Source organism: Nevskia soli, from assembly GCF_903970205.1.
Classification (GTDB): Bacteria; Acidobacteriota; Terriglobia; order Bryobacterales; family Bryobacteraceae; genus Bog-113.
The window spans coordinates 1-16,625 of record NZ_CAJCHS010000029.1 but is presented as its reverse complement, the minus strand read 5'-3'; the positions used below and the strand labels follow the sequence as shown (position 1 = coordinate 16,625).

General features: G+C 58.3%; 14 protein-coding genes and 1 pseudogene. 9 read left to right on the top strand and 6 right to left on the bottom strand.

Annotated elements, in window-relative coordinates; all coding sequences use genetic code 11:
• The first annotated feature begins 71 nt into the window (after nt 1-71).
• Nucleotides 72-320: a hypothetical protein gene (locus tag H1Y01_RS01685; protein WP_180538361.1), complete on the top strand. Its 249-nt coding sequence runs from the start codon at nt 72-74 to the stop codon at nt 318-320.
• A gap of 41 nt (nt 321-361) precedes the next feature.
• Here H1Y01_RS01685 and H1Y01_RS01680 read toward each other — a convergent pair whose 3' ends face one another.
• The 3 genes from H1Y01_RS01680 to H1Y01_RS01670 all read right to left on the bottom strand — a co-directional run bounded on the left by H1Y01_RS01680 (nt 362) and on the right by H1Y01_RS01670 (nt 2,993).
• Complete coding sequence (locus H1Y01_RS01680; protein WP_219341180.1) at nt 362-1,168, bottom strand: hypothetical protein; 807 nt, start codon at nt 1,166-1,168, stop codon at nt 362-364.
• A 737-nt stretch (nt 1,169-1,905) separates the two neighbouring features.
• The gene (locus tag H1Y01_RS01675; RefSeq protein ID WP_180538359.1) at nt 1,906-2,388 is read right to left on the bottom strand and encodes a hypothetical protein; all 483 of its coding nucleotides are present in this window, start codon (nt 2,386-2,388) and stop codon (nt 1,906-1,908) included.
• A 224-nt stretch (nt 2,389-2,612) separates the two neighbouring features.
• Nucleotides 2,613-2,993: a nuclear transport factor 2 family protein gene (locus H1Y01_RS01670; RefSeq protein ID WP_180538358.1), complete on the bottom strand. Its 381-nt coding sequence runs from the start codon at nt 2,991-2,993 to the stop codon at nt 2,613-2,615.
• 205 nt (nt 2,994-3,198) lie between these two features.
• Between H1Y01_RS01670 and H1Y01_RS01665 the strand changes: the two are divergent.
• The 3 genes and pseudogenes from H1Y01_RS01665 to H1Y01_RS01655 form a co-directional block, all read left to right on the top strand.
• Nucleotides 3,199-4,209 (top strand): annotated as a pseudogene (locus tag H1Y01_RS01665) (acyltransferase family protein); the annotation flags it as partial.
• A gap of 85 nt (nt 4,210-4,294) precedes the next feature.
• Nucleotides 4,295-5,429 (top strand): peptide chain release factor 2 gene (gene prfB / locus H1Y01_RS01660; RefSeq protein WP_180538357.1). Its coding sequence is split into 2 segments (ribosomal slippage): nt 4,295-4,366 and nt 4,368-5,429, totalling 1,134 coding nucleotides; the frame shifts between segments, so codons are not numbered across the junction.
• Nucleotides 5,404-6,381, top strand: a complete 978-nt coding sequence (locus H1Y01_RS01655) for an L-threonylcarbamoyladenylate synthase (protein WP_180538356.1) — start codon at nt 5,404-5,406, stop codon at nt 6,379-6,381. Before prfB ends, H1Y01_RS01655 begins: the two co-directional genes overlap by 26 nt.
• A gap of 116 nt (nt 6,382-6,497) precedes the next feature.
• Here the strand turns inward: H1Y01_RS01655 and H1Y01_RS01650 are convergent, their stop codons facing one another.
• A complete protein-coding gene (locus tag H1Y01_RS01650; RefSeq protein WP_180538355.1) occupies nt 6,498-7,655 on the bottom strand; it encodes a glycosyltransferase in 1,158 nt (385 codons plus the stop codon).
• 97 nt (nt 7,656-7,752) lie between these two features.
• On the opposite strand from H1Y01_RS01650, the gene glgP reads away from it, so the two are divergent.
• From glgP to H1Y01_RS19420, 4 genes are all read left to right on the top strand, one after another.
• The gene (gene glgP / locus H1Y01_RS01645; protein WP_180538354.1) at nt 7,753-10,296 is read left to right on the top strand and encodes an alpha-glucan family phosphorylase; all 2,544 of its coding nucleotides are present in this window, start codon (nt 7,753-7,755) and stop codon (nt 10,294-10,296) included.
• Between the two features lie 124 nt (nt 10,297-10,420).
• The gene (locus tag H1Y01_RS01640) at nt 10,421-10,669 is read left to right on the top strand and encodes a hypothetical protein (RefSeq protein WP_180538353.1); all 249 of its coding nucleotides are present in this window, start codon (nt 10,421-10,423) and stop codon (nt 10,667-10,669) included.
• On the top strand, nt 10,662-10,919 hold the full coding sequence (locus tag H1Y01_RS01635) for a hypothetical protein (RefSeq protein WP_180538352.1): 258 nt from the start codon (nt 10,662-10,664) through the stop codon (nt 10,917-10,919). Before H1Y01_RS01640 ends, H1Y01_RS01635 begins: the two co-directional genes overlap by 8 nt.
• Before the next feature lie 277 nt (nt 10,920-11,196).
• On the top strand, nt 11,197-12,027 hold the full coding sequence (locus tag H1Y01_RS19420; protein ID WP_219341179.1) for a nuclear transport factor 2 family protein: 831 nt from the start codon (nt 11,197-11,199) through the stop codon (nt 12,025-12,027).
• A 72-nt stretch (nt 12,028-12,099) separates the two neighbouring features.
• Here H1Y01_RS19420 and H1Y01_RS01625 read toward each other — a convergent pair whose 3' ends face one another.
• Nucleotides 12,100-14,769 (bottom strand): bifunctional YncE family protein/alkaline phosphatase family protein, encoded by a 2,670-nt coding sequence (locus H1Y01_RS01625; RefSeq protein WP_180538351.1) that lies wholly within the window; start codon nt 14,767-14,769, stop codon nt 12,100-12,102.
• Nucleotides 14,770-14,996: 227 nt separating this feature from the next.
• On the opposite strand from H1Y01_RS01625, the gene H1Y01_RS01620 reads away from it, so the two are divergent.
• Nucleotides 14,997-15,692: a Crp/Fnr family transcriptional regulator gene (locus tag H1Y01_RS01620; RefSeq protein ID WP_180538350.1), complete on the top strand. Its 696-nt coding sequence runs from the start codon at nt 14,997-14,999 to the stop codon at nt 15,690-15,692.
• 169 nt (nt 15,693-15,861) lie between these two features.
• On the opposite strand, the gene H1Y01_RS01615 is transcribed toward H1Y01_RS01620, so the two are convergent.
• A partial coding sequence (locus H1Y01_RS01615; RefSeq protein WP_180538349.1) for a hypothetical protein occupies nt 15,862-16,625 on the bottom strand: 764 nt, incomplete at its 5' end.

The window sequence follows — 16,625 nt, the reverse complement described above, 5'->3', positions numbered from 1 at the left end:
TGCGCAGAGAGGGCAGGGCATCTTCTGGCTGGGGAGCACCGAGGTAGAAGAGGTCGTTTTCGACGGATAGGATGCGATTTCTAGTCGAAGCGGATCGCCTGCAAGGGCGATTGCGCGACTTGACTTCAGATAATGACGCGCTATGCCTTGCGGCCCGTACGCGATTGACCGAACTCCTGAATTTCATCGAGCCGTGTCCTACTTTGGTCAGCGTCGCGCAAGGGCAGATTCTCACTCCCGGATTAGCCCGGATGCTCAGGGTGCTCCATATGAACCGGATGGAGCTGAAGAATTTGGTCAGTCCAAGAGAGGATCAATAACCCGCCTCGTGCGGAATCGAAACGAGGAATGGCAGGCAGTTTTAGTTGCCTTCAACAACCAGACCCAGATTGTAGGCCATAGCTGATCGGCAGACCTGAAGGATCTTTTTTACGATCTCTCCAACCTGCGCGTTCGAATCGCCTGCAATAACCTCGCATTCCGCGGCAAGTACCACGACATCGCCGAACTGGAAAGCAAGACTGCCATACACGCCTTGTTCCGCAATCCGTGCCAACATCTGAAAGTCCCGCTTGGACGCTGCCGTGCCGTGCAGTAAATCAAACAATCGGCCATACTCATCGTCTGTAATCCAGAAGTGCAGGAGACGATCCCAGGGAGAAGTTGGGGTTCGTTTCTGCAGAAACGCTTCGGGATGGGCGACCAGGTAAACATTGGCTGTTTGGTTCCCTCGACCGGCCGAATCCTCAACGAGTGGAAGCTCCAGGCTTTCTGCGGAAACCTCAACTCCCAAGCTGAGCTTGTGTTCCAGGTTTAGCTTCTCCTCAATGAGGGCGGCAAGCCTGGGCATGTCCTCGATTGCCCATTCACGAAACTCCTCCGGTGTTTTCGGTATCTGGTTCTCCCGATCGGAGAGTCCGGCCTCGAAATGCGGAACCTGCTGAGCCTCCGCACCGTAGAAGCGTTGGGTCAACCCCTTGTTCCAGGATAGGCCGGCCAGTAGGTAGCAGCGTGGCAGATCAGATACCACCGTCCAGCTCGTCTTGCCGTCGAACCAGAGCATGGCCGAGCTAAGGCCCACGAACTGCGCATTGTATAGAAGGCAGATCCTCGGGTGAGCTGAAAACGCGGCGAACGGTGACTCCTCCACGAGCGTAACCGGATGCATCTTCGAGACTGCTCGCAGTAGGGGCTCCGCTTCGGTGCTCGTGAAGGGCTGCACGAATTTCGAGCATACCTAAACTTGCGAAGCTTAAGGAAGGCATCGACCCAGTGCGGCGTGCAAAGCATTTGTATTCACTTGACGCGGAAATCTCAGTCCGGTGGACATCTGGGATCGTTTGCGACCATCGAGCGGTCATGGAGGTGCCGCCGCCCGGGTTACCTTGCGATAATCAGCGTTCGGAGTTCATCGGTAACGCTCGGTTGCTTCATACCGGGAACCTTTTAATTGTCGCCCAAAGTTGGGAGGTACTTAGTCGCGCCAACTCTCTAGTTTTGTTTGGGCGAGTTTTCTGGGGCGGGTCATTCGCGGACTATCGTAGCTTAGAAGTGTGCGGATTTTGGGGGCAGGTCAAATCTGCTGACGGAGAATCGGAACGGGTTCATCGTCTCCGCAGAAGTGTGGCTGGCCACCGGCACCGCCGAACGCGATGCGGCGTTGGCAATGCTGGGGCGACTGCCGGGTAATCATCGGGTCACCGTTGGGGCAGACAAGGGGTACGATACCCGCGATTTTGTGGCCGACTGCCGGCTTCCGAAAGTGAGCCCGCACGTTGCGCAGAATACCGGGAGACGGGGCGGCAGCCTAGTCTCGGGAACGTGCAACCTCCAGCGAGCGAAATCACATGTCATTGAATCCGAACGTCTTCGGATTTTTCGACCAAACGCCCAGACCACGGAAAGTCATTTCTGTTGGGCCGCAGCTTCACACGCCGCAATGGTGCGTTCATCGCACCATCGAGACAAACTCCAGGCGGCGTCGTGAAAGCGGTCAGCGTCGTTCTTATTTGACGAGGACCGTCCTGCTTGTGCGAGTGATTCGACGGCAACTTGCAAATCTGGACCGTAGATGTTGATCAACGCGCCCAACCCATTTTCTCGGACCAACTCCGAACTGTCGCCATTTTTTATAATTCCAAGAATCGCTGGAAGAGCCGGTCGACCTATTTCGCATAGCGCGCCCATTGCAGGATATTTTTTCTGAGGTAGTAGTCTGCGCAAACGAGTATTAGGGTCTACAGCTGTTTCGGTCTCGTCCACAAAGTCAAGATAAGACGCGAGAACGTCAGCAGCAAGCTCGTATTTGGCTTGTCCAAGTTCGATAATCGCGCGCCGCACACAAGACTGGTCCAGAAATGCCCGCTCTGAACGAAGATAGCTTAGCATCTCTGTAGATGCCCAAGGTCCATCATGCTCCGCACATCGCAGGTTCATAGATTGAGCCTCCACCTTACATGTGGCAACAAGGGCAAATAGGACTACCGCATAGTTTGTTAATTTCGAGAATAGATGTAACATGAAATCCACAATCCCCTTTTGTGACTCTAGATTCATTTCATAGAGAGCCCCGTGCGTTCGTGAGAAACGTTTTCGATTAGCGCCACGGCGCCCTAGCGTCTGGAGAACGCTGTCGATGCGGCTTCGCTTTCCTTGATGTCCATGCGTTCGATGAGACCGTTCGCGATGGTGTAAACGTGCCACCCCTCGCAATTCGAAAGGATATCGCCGGCCAGGCTCTTCACGAGTTGATGAACTTTGACGACGGTAAGGCTGCCTTCCTGGTCGATGAACTCAAGGGGTTCGACGTGAGGATCAAACTCCTTCCACTGACGGGTCCAGTAGGAGCGAATTTCTTCTTTCCCGATAGCACGCCCGCCTTCCGAAGCCTTGGGCCAGTTAACGTTCTCGCTCATGAGCGCGAGGGCGCTGTCGATATCGCGACGATTGAAGGCAGCGTAGGCCTGAGCTAACAATGTTTGTGTGTTCGGCATGAATCCTCCGGAGTACATACGGGTACTTTACCTAGATGCAAGTATTGCAGCTATTCCTCCGTAGAACATTGTGTGATGCTTGCGTTCGCGCGGCTTCGGAGCGCAGTTGCGCAAACGGCATTGGAAGGTTCTTTTACCGGAGCACCAGCTTGCTGAACGCGCGCGGCTCAGTGTCGCGGCGGCCGGGCGGTCGGCCATTTTATGGGTGGTGCGGTGTGCGGTAGGGCGTGGTTCACAAATATCTGAGCGGATCGCGGGAACGCCCGGACAGTCTTGCTTGACAGTGCACGGCAAAGGCTACATCCCCACGCTCGACGGCTGGCGCGCGATCGCGATCGGCGGCGTCATCCTGTGCCATTCGTGTCCGTCCACTTACTGGACGATGAACGGCGCCCTCGGCGTCAACCTGTTCTTCGCCATTAGCGGCTTCCTGATTACTTCGCGCCTGACGGCCGAGCAGGTCGTTTCGCTCAAGCAGTTCTACATTCGCCGCGCCTTTCGCATCCTGCCCCCAGCGCTGACTTATCTGGCCGTCGCGGCCGTGCTCGCGCTTCTCGGCGTGATCGCGTCAACGAAAACCGACTTCATCAGCTGCCTTCTTTTCCTTCGAAACTACTGGGGCGCCGATTCGCAACACGGGTGGTATACGGGCCACTTCTGGTCGCTTTGCGTGGAAGAACATTTCTATCTTTTCTGGCCGGCACTGCTGGTTCTTGCTGGAATAAGGCGGGCCAGATGGTTAGCTCCTGCGCTTGCGGCTTCGTTTGCGATCTGGCGCAGTCTGGATTTGCGTCACGGATGGATCGCGACCCTATTCCACAATGACGCGCTCCGTAACTTTCCCCTGCGCAGTGATTACCGCATGGACGCGCTGCTCTGGGGTGCGACCCTCGCGCTAGTTGCCCCACATATCGAATGGAAGAAATGCATATCCAAACCGCTAGCCAGTCCGATCGCCTTGGCACTCTTAGCGGCGACCCTCTTCTTGAATATCCGCCAGCCGCAGTCGTACATGGTGTTGCAGGCGATCCTGTTCCCTGTGGTCGTGATTGCGACCGTTGCGCAACCGGGCGCGTGGCTCAGCCAGTTACTTGAATCGAAGCCGCTTCGATGGATCGGGCGGCTATCGTATAGCCTGTATCTCTGGCAGCAGCTTTTCTTCTCGCAATGGCACCACGGGGTGCTGCAGCGGTTCCCTTTGAACCTCGTGCTGGCTCTCGCTTGCGCGTGGCTCAGCTATCGATTTGTCGAACAGCCCGCCATCCGTCTGGGAAGAACTTTGTACGATAAGTTTAGATCCCATGAATTTGGAAGAATTGGAACGCGAATACCTACCGCTGCGCGAACAGGCAACTGCCGTCCGGAGTTATCTTTGACTCTGCCGGAAAACAGCGCCAGCTAGGCGACACGGAATCACAGATCTCCGAGCCCGGCTTTTGGGATAACCCCGAGAAGAGCCAGAAGCTCATGCAGGTCCGCAAGCGCCTGGAAGAAGCGGTCGAGAACGACTCGCGCGTCGCTTCGCTCACCTCCGATATCGACACCCTATTTGAGCTTGGCCGTGAAGGCGAAGATGTTTCGGGCGAGATCGAGACCTCGCTAAAATCCTTCGCGTCCGTGCTCGAAAAACTGGAAACGGGCATGCTGCTTTCGGGCGAGAACGATAGCCGCCCCGCCATCGTAACGATCCACCCAGGCGCGGGCGGCACCGAGAGTCAGGACTGGGCGGAGATGCTGATGCGCATGTACCTGCGCTGGGCGGAGCGTGAGGGTTTCGGCATTGTCATCACGGACCGGCTCGAAGGCGAAGGCGCGGGTATTAAGTCCGTGACCTTCGAGGTCAATGGCACGAACGCGTATGGATTGCTGCAATCCGAAATCGGGGTGCATCGATTAGTCCGCATCTCGCCATTCGATTCCGCCGCGCGCCGTCACACCTCGTTCGCGTCGGTTTTCGTTTACCCGCAGATCGACGAAGAAATCAAGATCGATATCCGCACGGAAGACCTGCGCATCGATACGTTTCGCGCGTCGGGCGCGGGCGGCCAGCACGTCAATATGACGGATTCCGCGGTCCGCATCACGCACCTTCCGACCAACACCGTCGTGCAGTGCCAGAATGAGCGCTCGCAGCATAAGAACCGCGATACCGCGATGAAGCAGCTGCGCGCGAAGCTTTACGAAGCGGAGCTGGAGAAGAAACGGGTGGAAGCGCGCAAGACCGAAGCCGCGAAACTCGAAATCAATTTCGGAAGCCAGATCCGCAGTTACGTTCTCGCGCCTTATCGCATGATTAAGGACCACCGCACGAAGTTATCGATTGGCGATGTGGACCGCGTTCTCGATGGCGACCTGGAACCGCTGATCCACGCCTATCTCGTGTTCCGAAAGACGGGAAAGATCGCGGGCGATGCCAAAGACGATATTCCCGAGTGAGATTCGCCGTGCCGCTGAAGCGATCCGGCGTGGGGAACTCGTCATCTTTCCGACGGAGACGGTCTACGGTGTCGGCGCAAACGCGCTCGATGAAAATGCGGTGCTGCGGATTTTTGAGGCTAAGGGGCGACCGCATAGCAGTCCTTTGATCGTTCACGTAGCTGGGGTTGCGGAGGCGCGAGAGCTTGCATTGGAGTGGCCGGACTCGGCGGAGAGATTGGCCGAGCGATTCTGGCCGGGGCCGTTGACTCTGGTAGTCGCGAAGAAGCCTTCGATTCCGGATATTGTGACGGCAGGACTGCCCAGCGTCGGCTTGCGGATGCCCGCGAATGAAATCGCTCTCGCGTTGATCCGGGAATCCGGCGTTCCGATCGCCGCGCCCAGCGCGAATCGTTTCACCGAACTCTCGCCGACTACTGCTGAACATGCGCGCCGATCGCTGGGGGACCGGGTCTCGGTCATTCTAGATGGCGGCCCGACGGAGGTTGGAATTGAGTCTGCTGTGGTCGCCGTGAGCTATGGCGCAGTTAGACTGCTCCGTCCGGGTATCTTGACTGCGCGGCAGATTGAGGAAGTAGTCGGCCCGATAGTCATCGGTGACGCTTCCGAGAAAGCGGCGTCTCCCGGACAGCATCCGCGGCACTATCAACCGCGCACGCGCGTTTTGCTTGCTACGGCGGATCAGCTTCCGAGACAGGGCAGGGGAGCTTATCTCTACCGTCTAGAGGCGGCCGCTTGCGTGGTGCCTGTTGCCATGCCACAGGACGCTCGCGATTATGCGGCGGTTTTATTCAGCACGCTTCATGAACTTGACGAACGGCATCTCGATTGGATTGCGATCGAGCCGGTGCCGGAAACGCAGGAATGGGAGGGCATTCGGGACCGGCTAGGTCGCGCGGCTTCCACGGTAGGGTGGTGCCCCCAACCGACACCACTCCACCCGGATGGGTAAACGCGGCTTTCAGCGGCGGACCCTCCCTTTCGGTCGGGCTCGGAGCGGGGCTGTACGGTTCCTTTTCATCTTTGGTTTTGAAATTGAAGGGTCATGCCGAACTCGGTAAATTCGAGTTAGGATCGGCCCGGTCTAAGAACCAGTTCCCCGTTGCGAAGCCGGTACCTAACCCCGCGCCAGCGGATACTCGTCTGCCCGAAGCTCATCAACCAGATCGCGAAGGCCATCAAATCCCAGACAGGGATCAACAGCATCTTCCTCCACAGCCCCGTCTGCTTCATGCCCACCACACCGACGAGCCAGGTCATCACTGTCCGCATCACGAGATAACCCCCAAGGTACCCGGCGGTCACCGCAATGGACGGATGGACCGCGATTGCAAACAGACACCACGGCAATCCCCAGGTGAACAGCAGCCCGAAATGGCCGCCCGGCCGCATGTGGCGCATCACGGTCATCCATCGCAAGCGCTTCTGCAGGAACTGGCGCGCGGAGTGGAAATCGGGGACGACTTTCACCACGTACGGCAACAATAGAGTCTCGGAGCCGTGTTCTGCGACCAGGCGCCCGATGTAAAGATCGTCCGCGGGACGGCCGGTCAAAGTCTCGTACCCTCCGAACGCTTCGAGGTTCTGCCGCCGGGTCACGATCGTCTGGGCCAGCGCAAACTTAACTCCGTCCAGTTTCCACGCCACGAAGGTTGCGGGGAAGAAATCGCAGACCATCGAGATCGATTGAATCGTCTCCAGCAGGTTATGGTCGGCTACGGACGCATAGAGACAGGTCGCCGCCCCGACTTTCGGGTTCGCGAACGGCCGCACGACAGACCGAAGATAATTCGGCTCGACCCGGACATCCGCATCCGTGATCACGAAAAGATCGTACTGAGCTTCTTGGGTGAGGCGGACCAACCGGCCCACTTTATCGTTAACGACGTCGCGGCCCGATCCGAACAGAATCCGAATGTTGCGCTCCGGATAATTAACGCGCAGCTTCTCGATAACGGGAACCGTCGCGTCGCCCGAATCGACGCAGAAGACGATTTCGTACTCCGGGTAATCCTGCTCGCAAAAACTCGCGAAGTTGGCGTACGCCTCGGGGTCCAATCCGCGTACCGGCTTCAATATGCTCACTGGAGGCGTGAAGTCTCCGTCGCCGTCGCGCGTTGTCTGTTTCGGAGCTGTCTGTCTGAAGAATGAAACAGAACTAAAGATGGCGAGCAAGTAGTAGATAAACGGAATGCCGGCGATCCCAAGAGCTAGATAGACGAGCATCGCATCGATCACCCATACTACACGAAGCCGCTACTCGGAGAGCGCCGATCACCAACGTGTCCCCACGCCGGAGGCCTCTTATACTAAAAGACTACTGATGGGTTTTCAGATACAGCCGTTACGTGAATTCCTGGTGCGCCCGGCCATTCCCGCCGCGCTTGCGCGCATGCCCGAGTTGGCCTACAACATTGTCTGGTCCTGGGAGCCGGCGATTCGCACGCTCTTCCGCCGCCTCGACCCCATGGCCTGGAAGGAGTCGTTCTACAACCCGGTCGTCATGCTCGGGCGCGTCTCGCAATCCACGCTGGAGCGCGCCGCAGCCGACCCGCGATACCTGAACCAGTACCACCTGGCGTGCCAGCGTTACGACGCCAGTGTCAAACGGGACATCGAAAACCCGGCCGGAAAGGTGGTCGCCTATTTCTCCGCCGAGTACGGACTGACCGAATGCGTACCCATCTATTCGGGCGGCCTCGGCGTTCTCGCCGGAGATCACCTGAAATCGTGCAGCGATCTGGGGCTCCAACTCGTCGGCGTCGGTCTGCTGTACCAGCACGGCTATTTCCGCCAGCTGCTCAACGCCGACGGATGGCAGCAGGAGCGCACGCCCGTTACCGACTTCTACACGCTTCCGATTCAACCCGCGTGCAGCCCCGATAACCAGGAACTTCGCGTCGCGGTCGAAATGCCTAGCGGTCGTGTTCACATCAAAATCTGGGTCTTGCTGGTGGGCCGCGTGCGCCTGATCCTGCTCGATACCAACATTCCGGAAAATGCGCGGATTGAAGACCGCATGATCACCGACCAGCTCTACGGCGGCGATAACGACACGCGCATCCGGCAGGAAATCGTGTTAGGAATCGGCGGCCTGCGCGCGCTGGCAGCCCTGGGAATCGAGCCGACCGTTTATCACATGAACGAGGGGCACTCCGCATTCCTCGCGATCGAACGCATCTGCGTCCTGATGCGGGATTACAAGCTCTCGTTCGAGGAAGCCCTGGAGGCCGCGCGATCGAACAACGTTTTCACCACCCATACTCCGGTTCCCGCCGGCATCGATCTCTTCGACCCGGGCCTGGTCTACCATTACTTCGAGCGCTACTGCAGTTCGTCGGAAATCAGCTTCGAGAAGTTGATGGCGCTTGGGCGCAAGAATGCGGACGATCGCTCCGAGCGCCTGTCGATGGCCATCCTGGCCCTCAACACGTCTTCCTATCGCAACGCCGTCAGCAAACTGCATCGTGATATCTCGCAGCTGATGTGGCAGTCGTTATGGCCCGAGCTGCCGACGTGGGAAATTCCGATCACCTCCGTCACCAACGGCGTTCATCTGCAAAGCTGGCTGAACGGCGATCTGGCGGACCTTTTCGATCAGTACCTTCCGCCCGGCTGGCGCGATTGGACGGAGGACGCGTCCATCTGGAAAATGGTCGCCGAGATTCCGGACGAGGAAGTGGCGGAAGCGCATCGCCGCCGCAAGCGACGGCTGATCGCGTTCATTCGCGAGAGGCAGGTGGAATCCGCGCAGCGCAGAAAAGCAGCGGCGTCGGAGGTAAGGAACGCGTCGGAAGTATTGGATCCGAACGCGCTCACGATTGGTTTTGCGCGGCGCTTCGCAACCTATAAACGCGCCACGCTGCTGTTTCGCGACGTGGTTCGCCTGAAGAAGATCCTGCTCGATAAAGAGCACCCGGTGCAGATTGTGATTGCCGGCAAAGCCCATCCGAAAGATTCGCCCGGTAAGGAGTTTATCCGCCAGATTGCCCAGTATGCGCGGGATCCCGAACTCTGGAAACACGTTGTCTTTCTTGAAGACTACGAGATGAAGGTAGCCCGCGAGATGATTCAGGGCGTCGATATCTGGCTGAACACGCCGCGCCGGGGTGAAGAAGCCTGCGGCACCAGCGGCATGAAAGCCGCCATGAACGGCGTCTTGAATCTTAGTATTCTCGACGGCTGGTTTGACGAAGGGTATGAAGTTTCAGGCGGCTGGGCGATCGGCGACCGCGAACCTTACAACGACGATCAGGATGGTCTGCATGCCAGCGCCATCTACTATCTTCTGGAGAACGAAATCGTGCCGATGTTCTATGAGCGCCGCACGATGGGCACGTCGGAGTGGACGCGGCGATCGAAGCAATCGATCATGGGAATCATTCCGGGCTTCGACGCGCGCCGCATGGTGCATCAGTACGACACGGAACTCTACACGCCCGCGCACCGGGCCGCCAAAGCAATTGAAACGGACAATTTCCGGCCGGCCCGCGAGCGAGCGGCCTGGAACCGGCAAATACTCTCTGTCTGGAATAATGTCCGCTTTCTGGAGACCGGACCGATCCCTGCCGGCCCGCTCACCAGCGGCAAGCCGCTCTCGATTTCAACGCGCGTCGACTTAGCCGGGCTACGGCCGGACGATGTTCGGGTCGAAGTGGTGTGGGGACAAGTGGGGACGAACGGAACTTTGGTTGATACACAAGCTGCCCTCCTGACTAACACCGGAACCAATGGGACAGTGGCCACTTACTCACGCGAACTGATCCCGCAGCAGACCGGGAGGTTAGGTTATGCGCTGCGGATTAGTCCGAATCATTTCGATAACCCGTTGACCCGGCCGGTGCCTAGTTTGATTAAGTGGGGCTAAGTGTGGCGCACGGACTCTTCCGTGTCGAGACTCTTCTCGACACCCTCGTGGGGCGATCATGAATGTCCGGGGCCCAGGGATGAGATTCGATACACGCTGACATAATGGAGAAGAGGCTTACCAGATGTCGAAACCGGCAAAATCAAAGACCGAGATCCTGCGCGAGGCGGGCTTTGCCTACACCATCGACCTTCAGATGTATATAAACCTAAAGACCAAGAAGGCCTTCAGCGCCGCATTCGTTCAAGATCACAGCCAAAACCAGATTCGGAAGTGCATTCAGGAACACTCCAGCGGACCGGAATGGCGGTTCTACTTCAACGCTGAACCCTCCGAGGCCGTCAAGCACGAGCTGGAATTGGCTCTTGGCTAACTCTGAGCGAACAATCGAAGACCGGTTGCGCGAAGAGTATTTCGACTTACTTCCCGACGTTCGCCGCGTCTTAGACGAACTTGAAGCTGACGTCAGGCATTGCCTGGTTCCGATTTCCATTCGGCTGGATAAGTACGAAAAACTGGTGGTCACATCTCGGATCAAAGAATGCGAGAGCGCTCTCGATTCCGTCCGCAGACGTCAGGAGAGCCCGATCTTTGATCGTGGGCAGCCCGTGGCAGTAATCTAAAAGCACCGCTTACTCACGTGCGCGGCTCAGTAGAATCAGTACGTTACAGAGCCGCGACGGTGACGGAGCGGTTACGTCTACGGGCTGCTAGGCAGGCTGAATGATTTGGCTGGCGTCCGCGTCCTTGCATTTCCCCACAGAGCCGCTGGGTGGAAGCTGACCGTACTACGAGAGCGGTTCCGCAAGAAGAAAAAGCTATAGAAGGGCAACTACTAGCCGCCCGTCTTGATGCCGCATCATACGGAACCTTTCGGCCCGTAGGATCGTACAGCGTTCCATGAAGCGCAAAGTGTGTCACTTACTTCCGATGGTCCTTGTACTAGCCGGGCTCGGGTCTAAGCTAGCCGTTGCGCAAGTACAGTCGAGTGTTTCCGGCAAGTGGGTGGGTGTTCTAGATATCGTCCATACGGATGGAAGCATTGAGCCAGGTGATAACTATATCTCTCTGGAACAAAACGGCTCGACCGTAACGGGTACAGCCGGCGAAAGTCCCGGCCGCCAGAGTCCCATCTCCGCGGGAACAGTCACGGGCCATACGATCACGTTCCAGGTTGTTGTAAATCCCCAGATGACGGTGGATTTCAACTTAATCGTGCAGGGGGATCGCCTGTCGGGTAGCGCTGCGGGTCTGCCCATCGAGCCTGGATCGTCGATCGTCGTGAATGCCGTACGCGCCGACAACGCGTGGCACACTTCCGCTGCCGTGCCTCACGCGCGTGATCGCTTGTTCGATACGGTTGCAGCGTTGGACCGGAAGCTCTTCGATGCTTATAACCAATGCGATCTCGACGTATTCAAGGAGCTGATCGCCGACGATCTGGAGTTCTATCACGACAAGACCGGACTGGAAGTCGGTAAGCAATCGTTTATTGAAAGCATTCACAACAACATTTGCGGCAAAGTACACCGGACCCTCGTGCCGGGCACGCTTGAGGTACACCGGCTGGCAAGTTACGGCGCTGTTGAGATCGGAGTCCATCGCTTCACCCATCCGGGTCACGAGAGCGACGGAGTGGGCGAAGCGAAGTTTGTTTCACTGTGGAGATTTAAAGATGGCCAATGGACGCTTACGCGCGCCATCAGTTATGATCACGGGGCGGCGAAGTAACGCGGGGGTGGCTGGCAGCGCGTGGTAGTAACCGCTCCGTCACCGTCGCGGCTCAGTTACGTATGTCGCGGCTCAGTTAGGTATGTCGCGGCTCGGTAGCGGCTGCGCACCATCCATCGGGATCGACGGTTTCGGATGCAAAGGCGCCCGGGCCGTCGCGGGATCGAATAGGCGCGGATCGGACGGCACCGCCGTATAAGGGTCGAAGTCCGGCTCCGTAGTAAACAGATCGCGCAAGTCCGCCGCGGTCGCATCGAATAGATTCAACGGTGGCACCTGTAGAAAGTGAAATGCCGTTTTCCAGATCGATGGAAAACTTGCGTTTACATGCGAGGCGTAGTTCTTGCGGCAGTAAGGCCCGGCGGCGAGGAACACCGTGCGATGCGCATCGACATGATCGATCCCGCTTTGCGCGTCGTCTTCCGTCACGAAAATCGCCATATCCCGCCACCACGGCGTATGGGAAAGAAACTCCACGATTTTGCCGAGCGCGAGATCGTTATCCGCCACATAGGACGCGGCGTACGGATACCCATCCTCCGGACGCGGGTCGGCAGTATGGTCGTTCGGCAGATGCAAAAACAGGAGCTGCGGCAAGTCCTTCCCGGTGTCGACAAAGCGCGTCTTGATCTCGGCTATGAATTGCGCCGCGCGGAACTGATCCGGGATGTTCATATTGAACCCCGGATACACGCGCGAGGTGTTGCGGTAGAGTGCGTCCGGCATCGGAACATTGGTCAGCAGGCGCGCGCCGGTGGGTTCTTCGTCCGGGTCTTCCGCATCGCCGGCCAACTCAAACCCCTCGCCGAAATTCAGGAACGACACGTGGTTGCGCTCCAGATGCTGCCACACGCTGCCCGCCTGCTCCTGCTCTTCCGGATGAACGGACGAGTTGCTTTCGGCAAACAACAGGCGGCCGGGCGCCTGGTCATCCAACAGGAAGTGCTTCTGCCCGGAGTACGCGGCGAGCAAAGAGCTCTCGGTCCACGCGTCCGGGTACGCCCCCACGATCCAGTGATGCCCATCCACGCTCACCTCCGAATCGGCGTAAAAGTTATCGGAGAAGCTGAAGCGCGCAGCCAGCGCGTGATGATTGGGCGTCACCGCAACTCCCTGGAGGCTGAACCGGCTCTTATGCCCTTCGGCGTAACCATGGTCGCCGAAGCGGGCGTAACGCGCAACGCCGGCCACCGGGCCGTTCGCCGCTTTCATGTCGCCGAACACTTCGTCGAACGTCCGGTTTTCCTTGACGATCACGACGACGTGATGGATCGAAACGTCCGGCCACGGCTCATCCGCGACCGGGCGGAATCCATTGGCATCCAGCACGAGCCGGGTATGCGGGCCGAGATCCTTTTCAGCGGGCAGCGGAAAACGCGAGATGCTGCCGCGCCGCAGCACGCCGCCAAATTCGTAGAAATCCGGCGGCACCAATGTCGAACTGGGGCCGGTACCGCGGCCTTTCACGTTCGCCACCAGCACAACGCCATCCTGCAGCACGACGCCGGCGGGGTACCAGCCGGCCGGAAGCAATCCAATCACGCCGTGCCGCCTGGTGTCGATCACGCCGATTGCGTTGATACCCGCTTCCGCCACCAGCAGCCAGTGCCGGGTCTCGTCGTAAGCCATGCCCAGCGGCAACACGCCGCGTAATCTTTCGAGCCCGGGAATGCGTAGCGGGATCGTTTCTTCGACGGTCAGCGTCGAGGGATCGATGACGTCGATCGAATCCTCGTGCGCGTTCGAGACATAAACCGCGTCAGCGGTTGCGAGCACTCCCGAGGGGCTGCTTCCGCTCTCGCTTTCCGCCCCGAACGGCAGTCCGGTCCGAACGGTTCCTACCGGCTTTGGCTGCGCGGGGTTGGAGACATCGATCACGGTGACCGAATTCGATTCCATGGCGTTCGGATCGCCCAACGGCGGCACAGCGACATCCCCGCCGCCTCCGTTCTTGCGCGTCACTCCGGCGGATGCCTCGGGCGAAGGGAAACCAAATGCCGGAAACGGCAGACCGGTCGCAACCGCGTGTTTGCTGTCCGCGCCCGGCAACACGCGGTAGCGGAACATGCCGAGGTTCGTCACCCAGACGCGCTTTTTGTCGGGCGCTAGGGAAATCGAATAGGGCAGGAAACCAGTCGGCGCCTCAGAGACAACCACACCCTTGACTGCGTCCACAATCACCAGGCGGAAGTGAGCTTGATCGACGACATACAGGAGGTTCTTCTCGGCATCGAATGCGAGCGCGCCGCTATAGCTCGCCGTCAACGCGCCTTGATTGAGGTCTACCAGCTTGCGGCGCTCGCCCGTAAGGAGGTCGATCAACCGTACTCGCCCGGAATCCCCTTCCGAAATCCAGGCGAGTTTATCGTTCACCATCGCGACGCCGCCGCCCACCGAACGAAAGTCTTTCTCGGATTGCGATTTTTCCGCAGTGAAGTAATTGGTCAGCGACCAGGCTTCTTTCCCGTCGCGCCTCAAGACCGTGACTGACGCGCGCTCCGGTCCGAGATTCACCGAGACGAAACTTCTGCCCGATGGACTTGCGGCGATCGAGAACGGCCCCGGCCCGGTCGGAAACTGCTCGCCCAGAGGCTGAATGACGCGCCCGCCGGGAAGAATCGCGGCTCCGTTTGCGCCGCGGACAGCGGGTCTGGCTTTGGCGGGTGGGCGAAACTCAGCAAGCAGATGTACTTGCGTGAGTGCAACTGCCGCGATAGGAAGAATTGAGGTAATCTTTACCATCTTTGGGACGTAGGCGAGCTACACTGTGAAGAAATAGGGTGTTCGGCGTGCTCATCGAGGATCATTTCAGTGAGACTGAACTAAGTTCAAAATAACTTCATCACCGGGGAAACGCGTATAATTCGGTACTAAACTTGCAACTCGGAGCCTTATAACGGGTTCCGAAACGTAGATTTCTTGGTCTATGTCCCGCAACGTGTTAGAATCCTTACTGTTCGGAGAGTGTAATGGCATCAACCACAACTGGCCAAATTCAAACCGCAGTTCCAGTCCCTCAGCGGGACCTCGAAGATCCGCTTGCGCATCTTCCATGCTCAACTATCCTCGCTTTCAAGAAAAGCCAGGTCATTTACAACCAGGACCAACCGTCGAACAACCTGTATTTGGTGATTGCGGGCAAAGTTAAAGTGTCGCGGATGGCCGAAGACGGCCGGCAGGTGGTGGTCGACATCTACCAGCCCGATGAATTTTTCGGCGAATCGGCGTTTTTAAGTTTATCCCGTCGTTCAGAGATCGCTGTCGCTCTGGAGAACGTCAAGGTCATGACTTGGACCACGAATGACATTGAAGACATCCTCATGCGGCGTCCCAAACTCGCGATTGCGCTGATGCAGCTTTTGGTGCAGCGCTCCATGGATTTTGGACACCGGATCGAGAGTTTCTCGGTGGACAACATTGCGCGCCGGCTGGCTCGCACGCTGATCCGGTTCTCGGAACGTCTGGGGACGGCTTCGGACGATGGGTCGGTGCAGATGATCCCGTTCACGCACGAGCTGCTTTCGCAGTATGTGGGCACCTCGCGCGAGATCGTGACGCACTACATGAATCATTTCCGGCGGCAGGGCTATCTGCGGTATTCGCGCAAAGGCATCATGTTGTATCGTGACGCGATGCGCGACTGGCTGCGTCAACCGGCGGTTTAAGAGCGGGGTCGGAACGCGTTCCCTCGAAAGCTGCCTGCACATCGCGCAACGGCGAACTGCTCCCGTCCAGATGAATTGGATACCGAGCCGCGACGGCAACGGAGCGGTTTTTCGGGTTACTTAATCAGGACGGATCGGCAACCGCTCGGTCGCGGCCCGGTAAGTAGCGCTATTGAAAGCGGATGACTTTGGTTTCCGTGTTTCCCGCCGAGTTCTGCAGGTCCACGGCGACACCGCTGATCTGGTTGGTGTTGCCCGTCAGAACGGGAATGCTTGCGGTGACCTGAAACATCCCTCCGTAGTTTGTTGCGGCGCCGAAGAAGTAGTTATAGAAGGCTTCGGTGAAATCCGCGGGCACGGGCTGGCCTACAAACTCACCCTGTGAATCATAGAAGTTGAACGTCATCCTTCCGGCTGTGCGGGTGTTGTCGAAGCCGTTGATGACGACCGTCAGCGCGCGGGAAGTCTTCGTGGCTATCACGGAATCCACGCCGACCGCCGCCGCTTCCAGGTTTACGTCCGCATCGGCTGTGGTGTAATCCCACGCGGCATGCAGGTGGATTGTTCCCGCCGTTGTTCCGGTTTGCAGCACGACTGAGGTTTGCCCCGAGAAGCTAGCGCTCGTCTGGCCGGGCACGCTGGCGAAGTTCACGGTGGTCGACCCCGTTGAGGGGAATACAATCGCGGGATCTTCGATTGCGATCGTCGTGGATGGGGTGAACGTGAGCGTCACGGTGCCGCTCGCCGCCTCTAGCGGCGGACTATCGAACGCCACCGAGATCTTCGATTGCTGGCCGCTGCTCAGCAGTGACGACGGAAGCTGAATGGTCATGTTCGGTTCGGCTACATGGGCGGTGATCGCGTACGACCAGCTATCGATCTGCACCACTCCCGATATGGCGGTCGTCGCTGCCCCGTAAATACCCGCCAGCG

Bases quoted from the DNA above. Each gene is read 5' to 3' on its own strand.
- glgP (WP_180538354.1), top strand. From the start codon at position 7,753: ATGGGTTTTCAGATACAGCCGTTACGTGAATTCCTGGTGCGCCCGGCC.
- H1Y01_RS01620 (WP_180538350.1), top strand. From the start codon at position 14,997: ATGGCATCAACCACAACTGGCCAAATTCAAACCGCAGTTCCAGTCCCT.
- H1Y01_RS01670 (WP_180538358.1), bottom strand. From the start codon at position 2,993: ATGCCGAACACACAAACATTGTTAGCTCAGGCCTACGCTGCCTTCAAT.
- H1Y01_RS01625 (WP_180538351.1), bottom strand. From the start codon at position 14,769: ATGGTAAAGATTACCTCAATTCTTCCTATCGCGGCAGTTGCACTCACG.
- H1Y01_RS01650 (WP_180538355.1), bottom strand. From the start codon at position 7,655: ATGCTCGTCTATCTAGCTCTTGGGATCGCCGGCATTCCGTTTATCTAC.
- H1Y01_RS19420 (WP_219341179.1), top strand. From the start codon at position 11,197: ATGAAGCGCAAAGTGTGTCACTTACTTCCGATGGTCCTTGTACTAGCC.
- H1Y01_RS01675 (WP_180538359.1), bottom strand. From the start codon at position 2,388: ATGCTAAGCTATCTTCGTTCAGAGCGGGCATTTCTGGACCAGTCTTGT.
- H1Y01_RS01680 (WP_219341180.1), bottom strand. From the start codon at position 1,168: ATGCATCCGGTTACGCTCGTGGAGGAGTCACCGTTCGCCGCGTTTTCA.
- H1Y01_RS01640 (WP_180538353.1), top strand. From the start codon at position 10,421: ATGTCGAAACCGGCAAAATCAAAGACCGAGATCCTGCGCGAGGCGGGC.
- H1Y01_RS01655 (WP_180538356.1), top strand. From the start codon at position 5,404: ATGCCAAAGACGATATTCCCGAGTGAGATTCGCCGTGCCGCTGAAGCG.
- H1Y01_RS01685 (WP_180538361.1), top strand. From the start codon at position 72: ATGCGATTTCTAGTCGAAGCGGATCGCCTGCAAGGGCGATTGCGCGAC.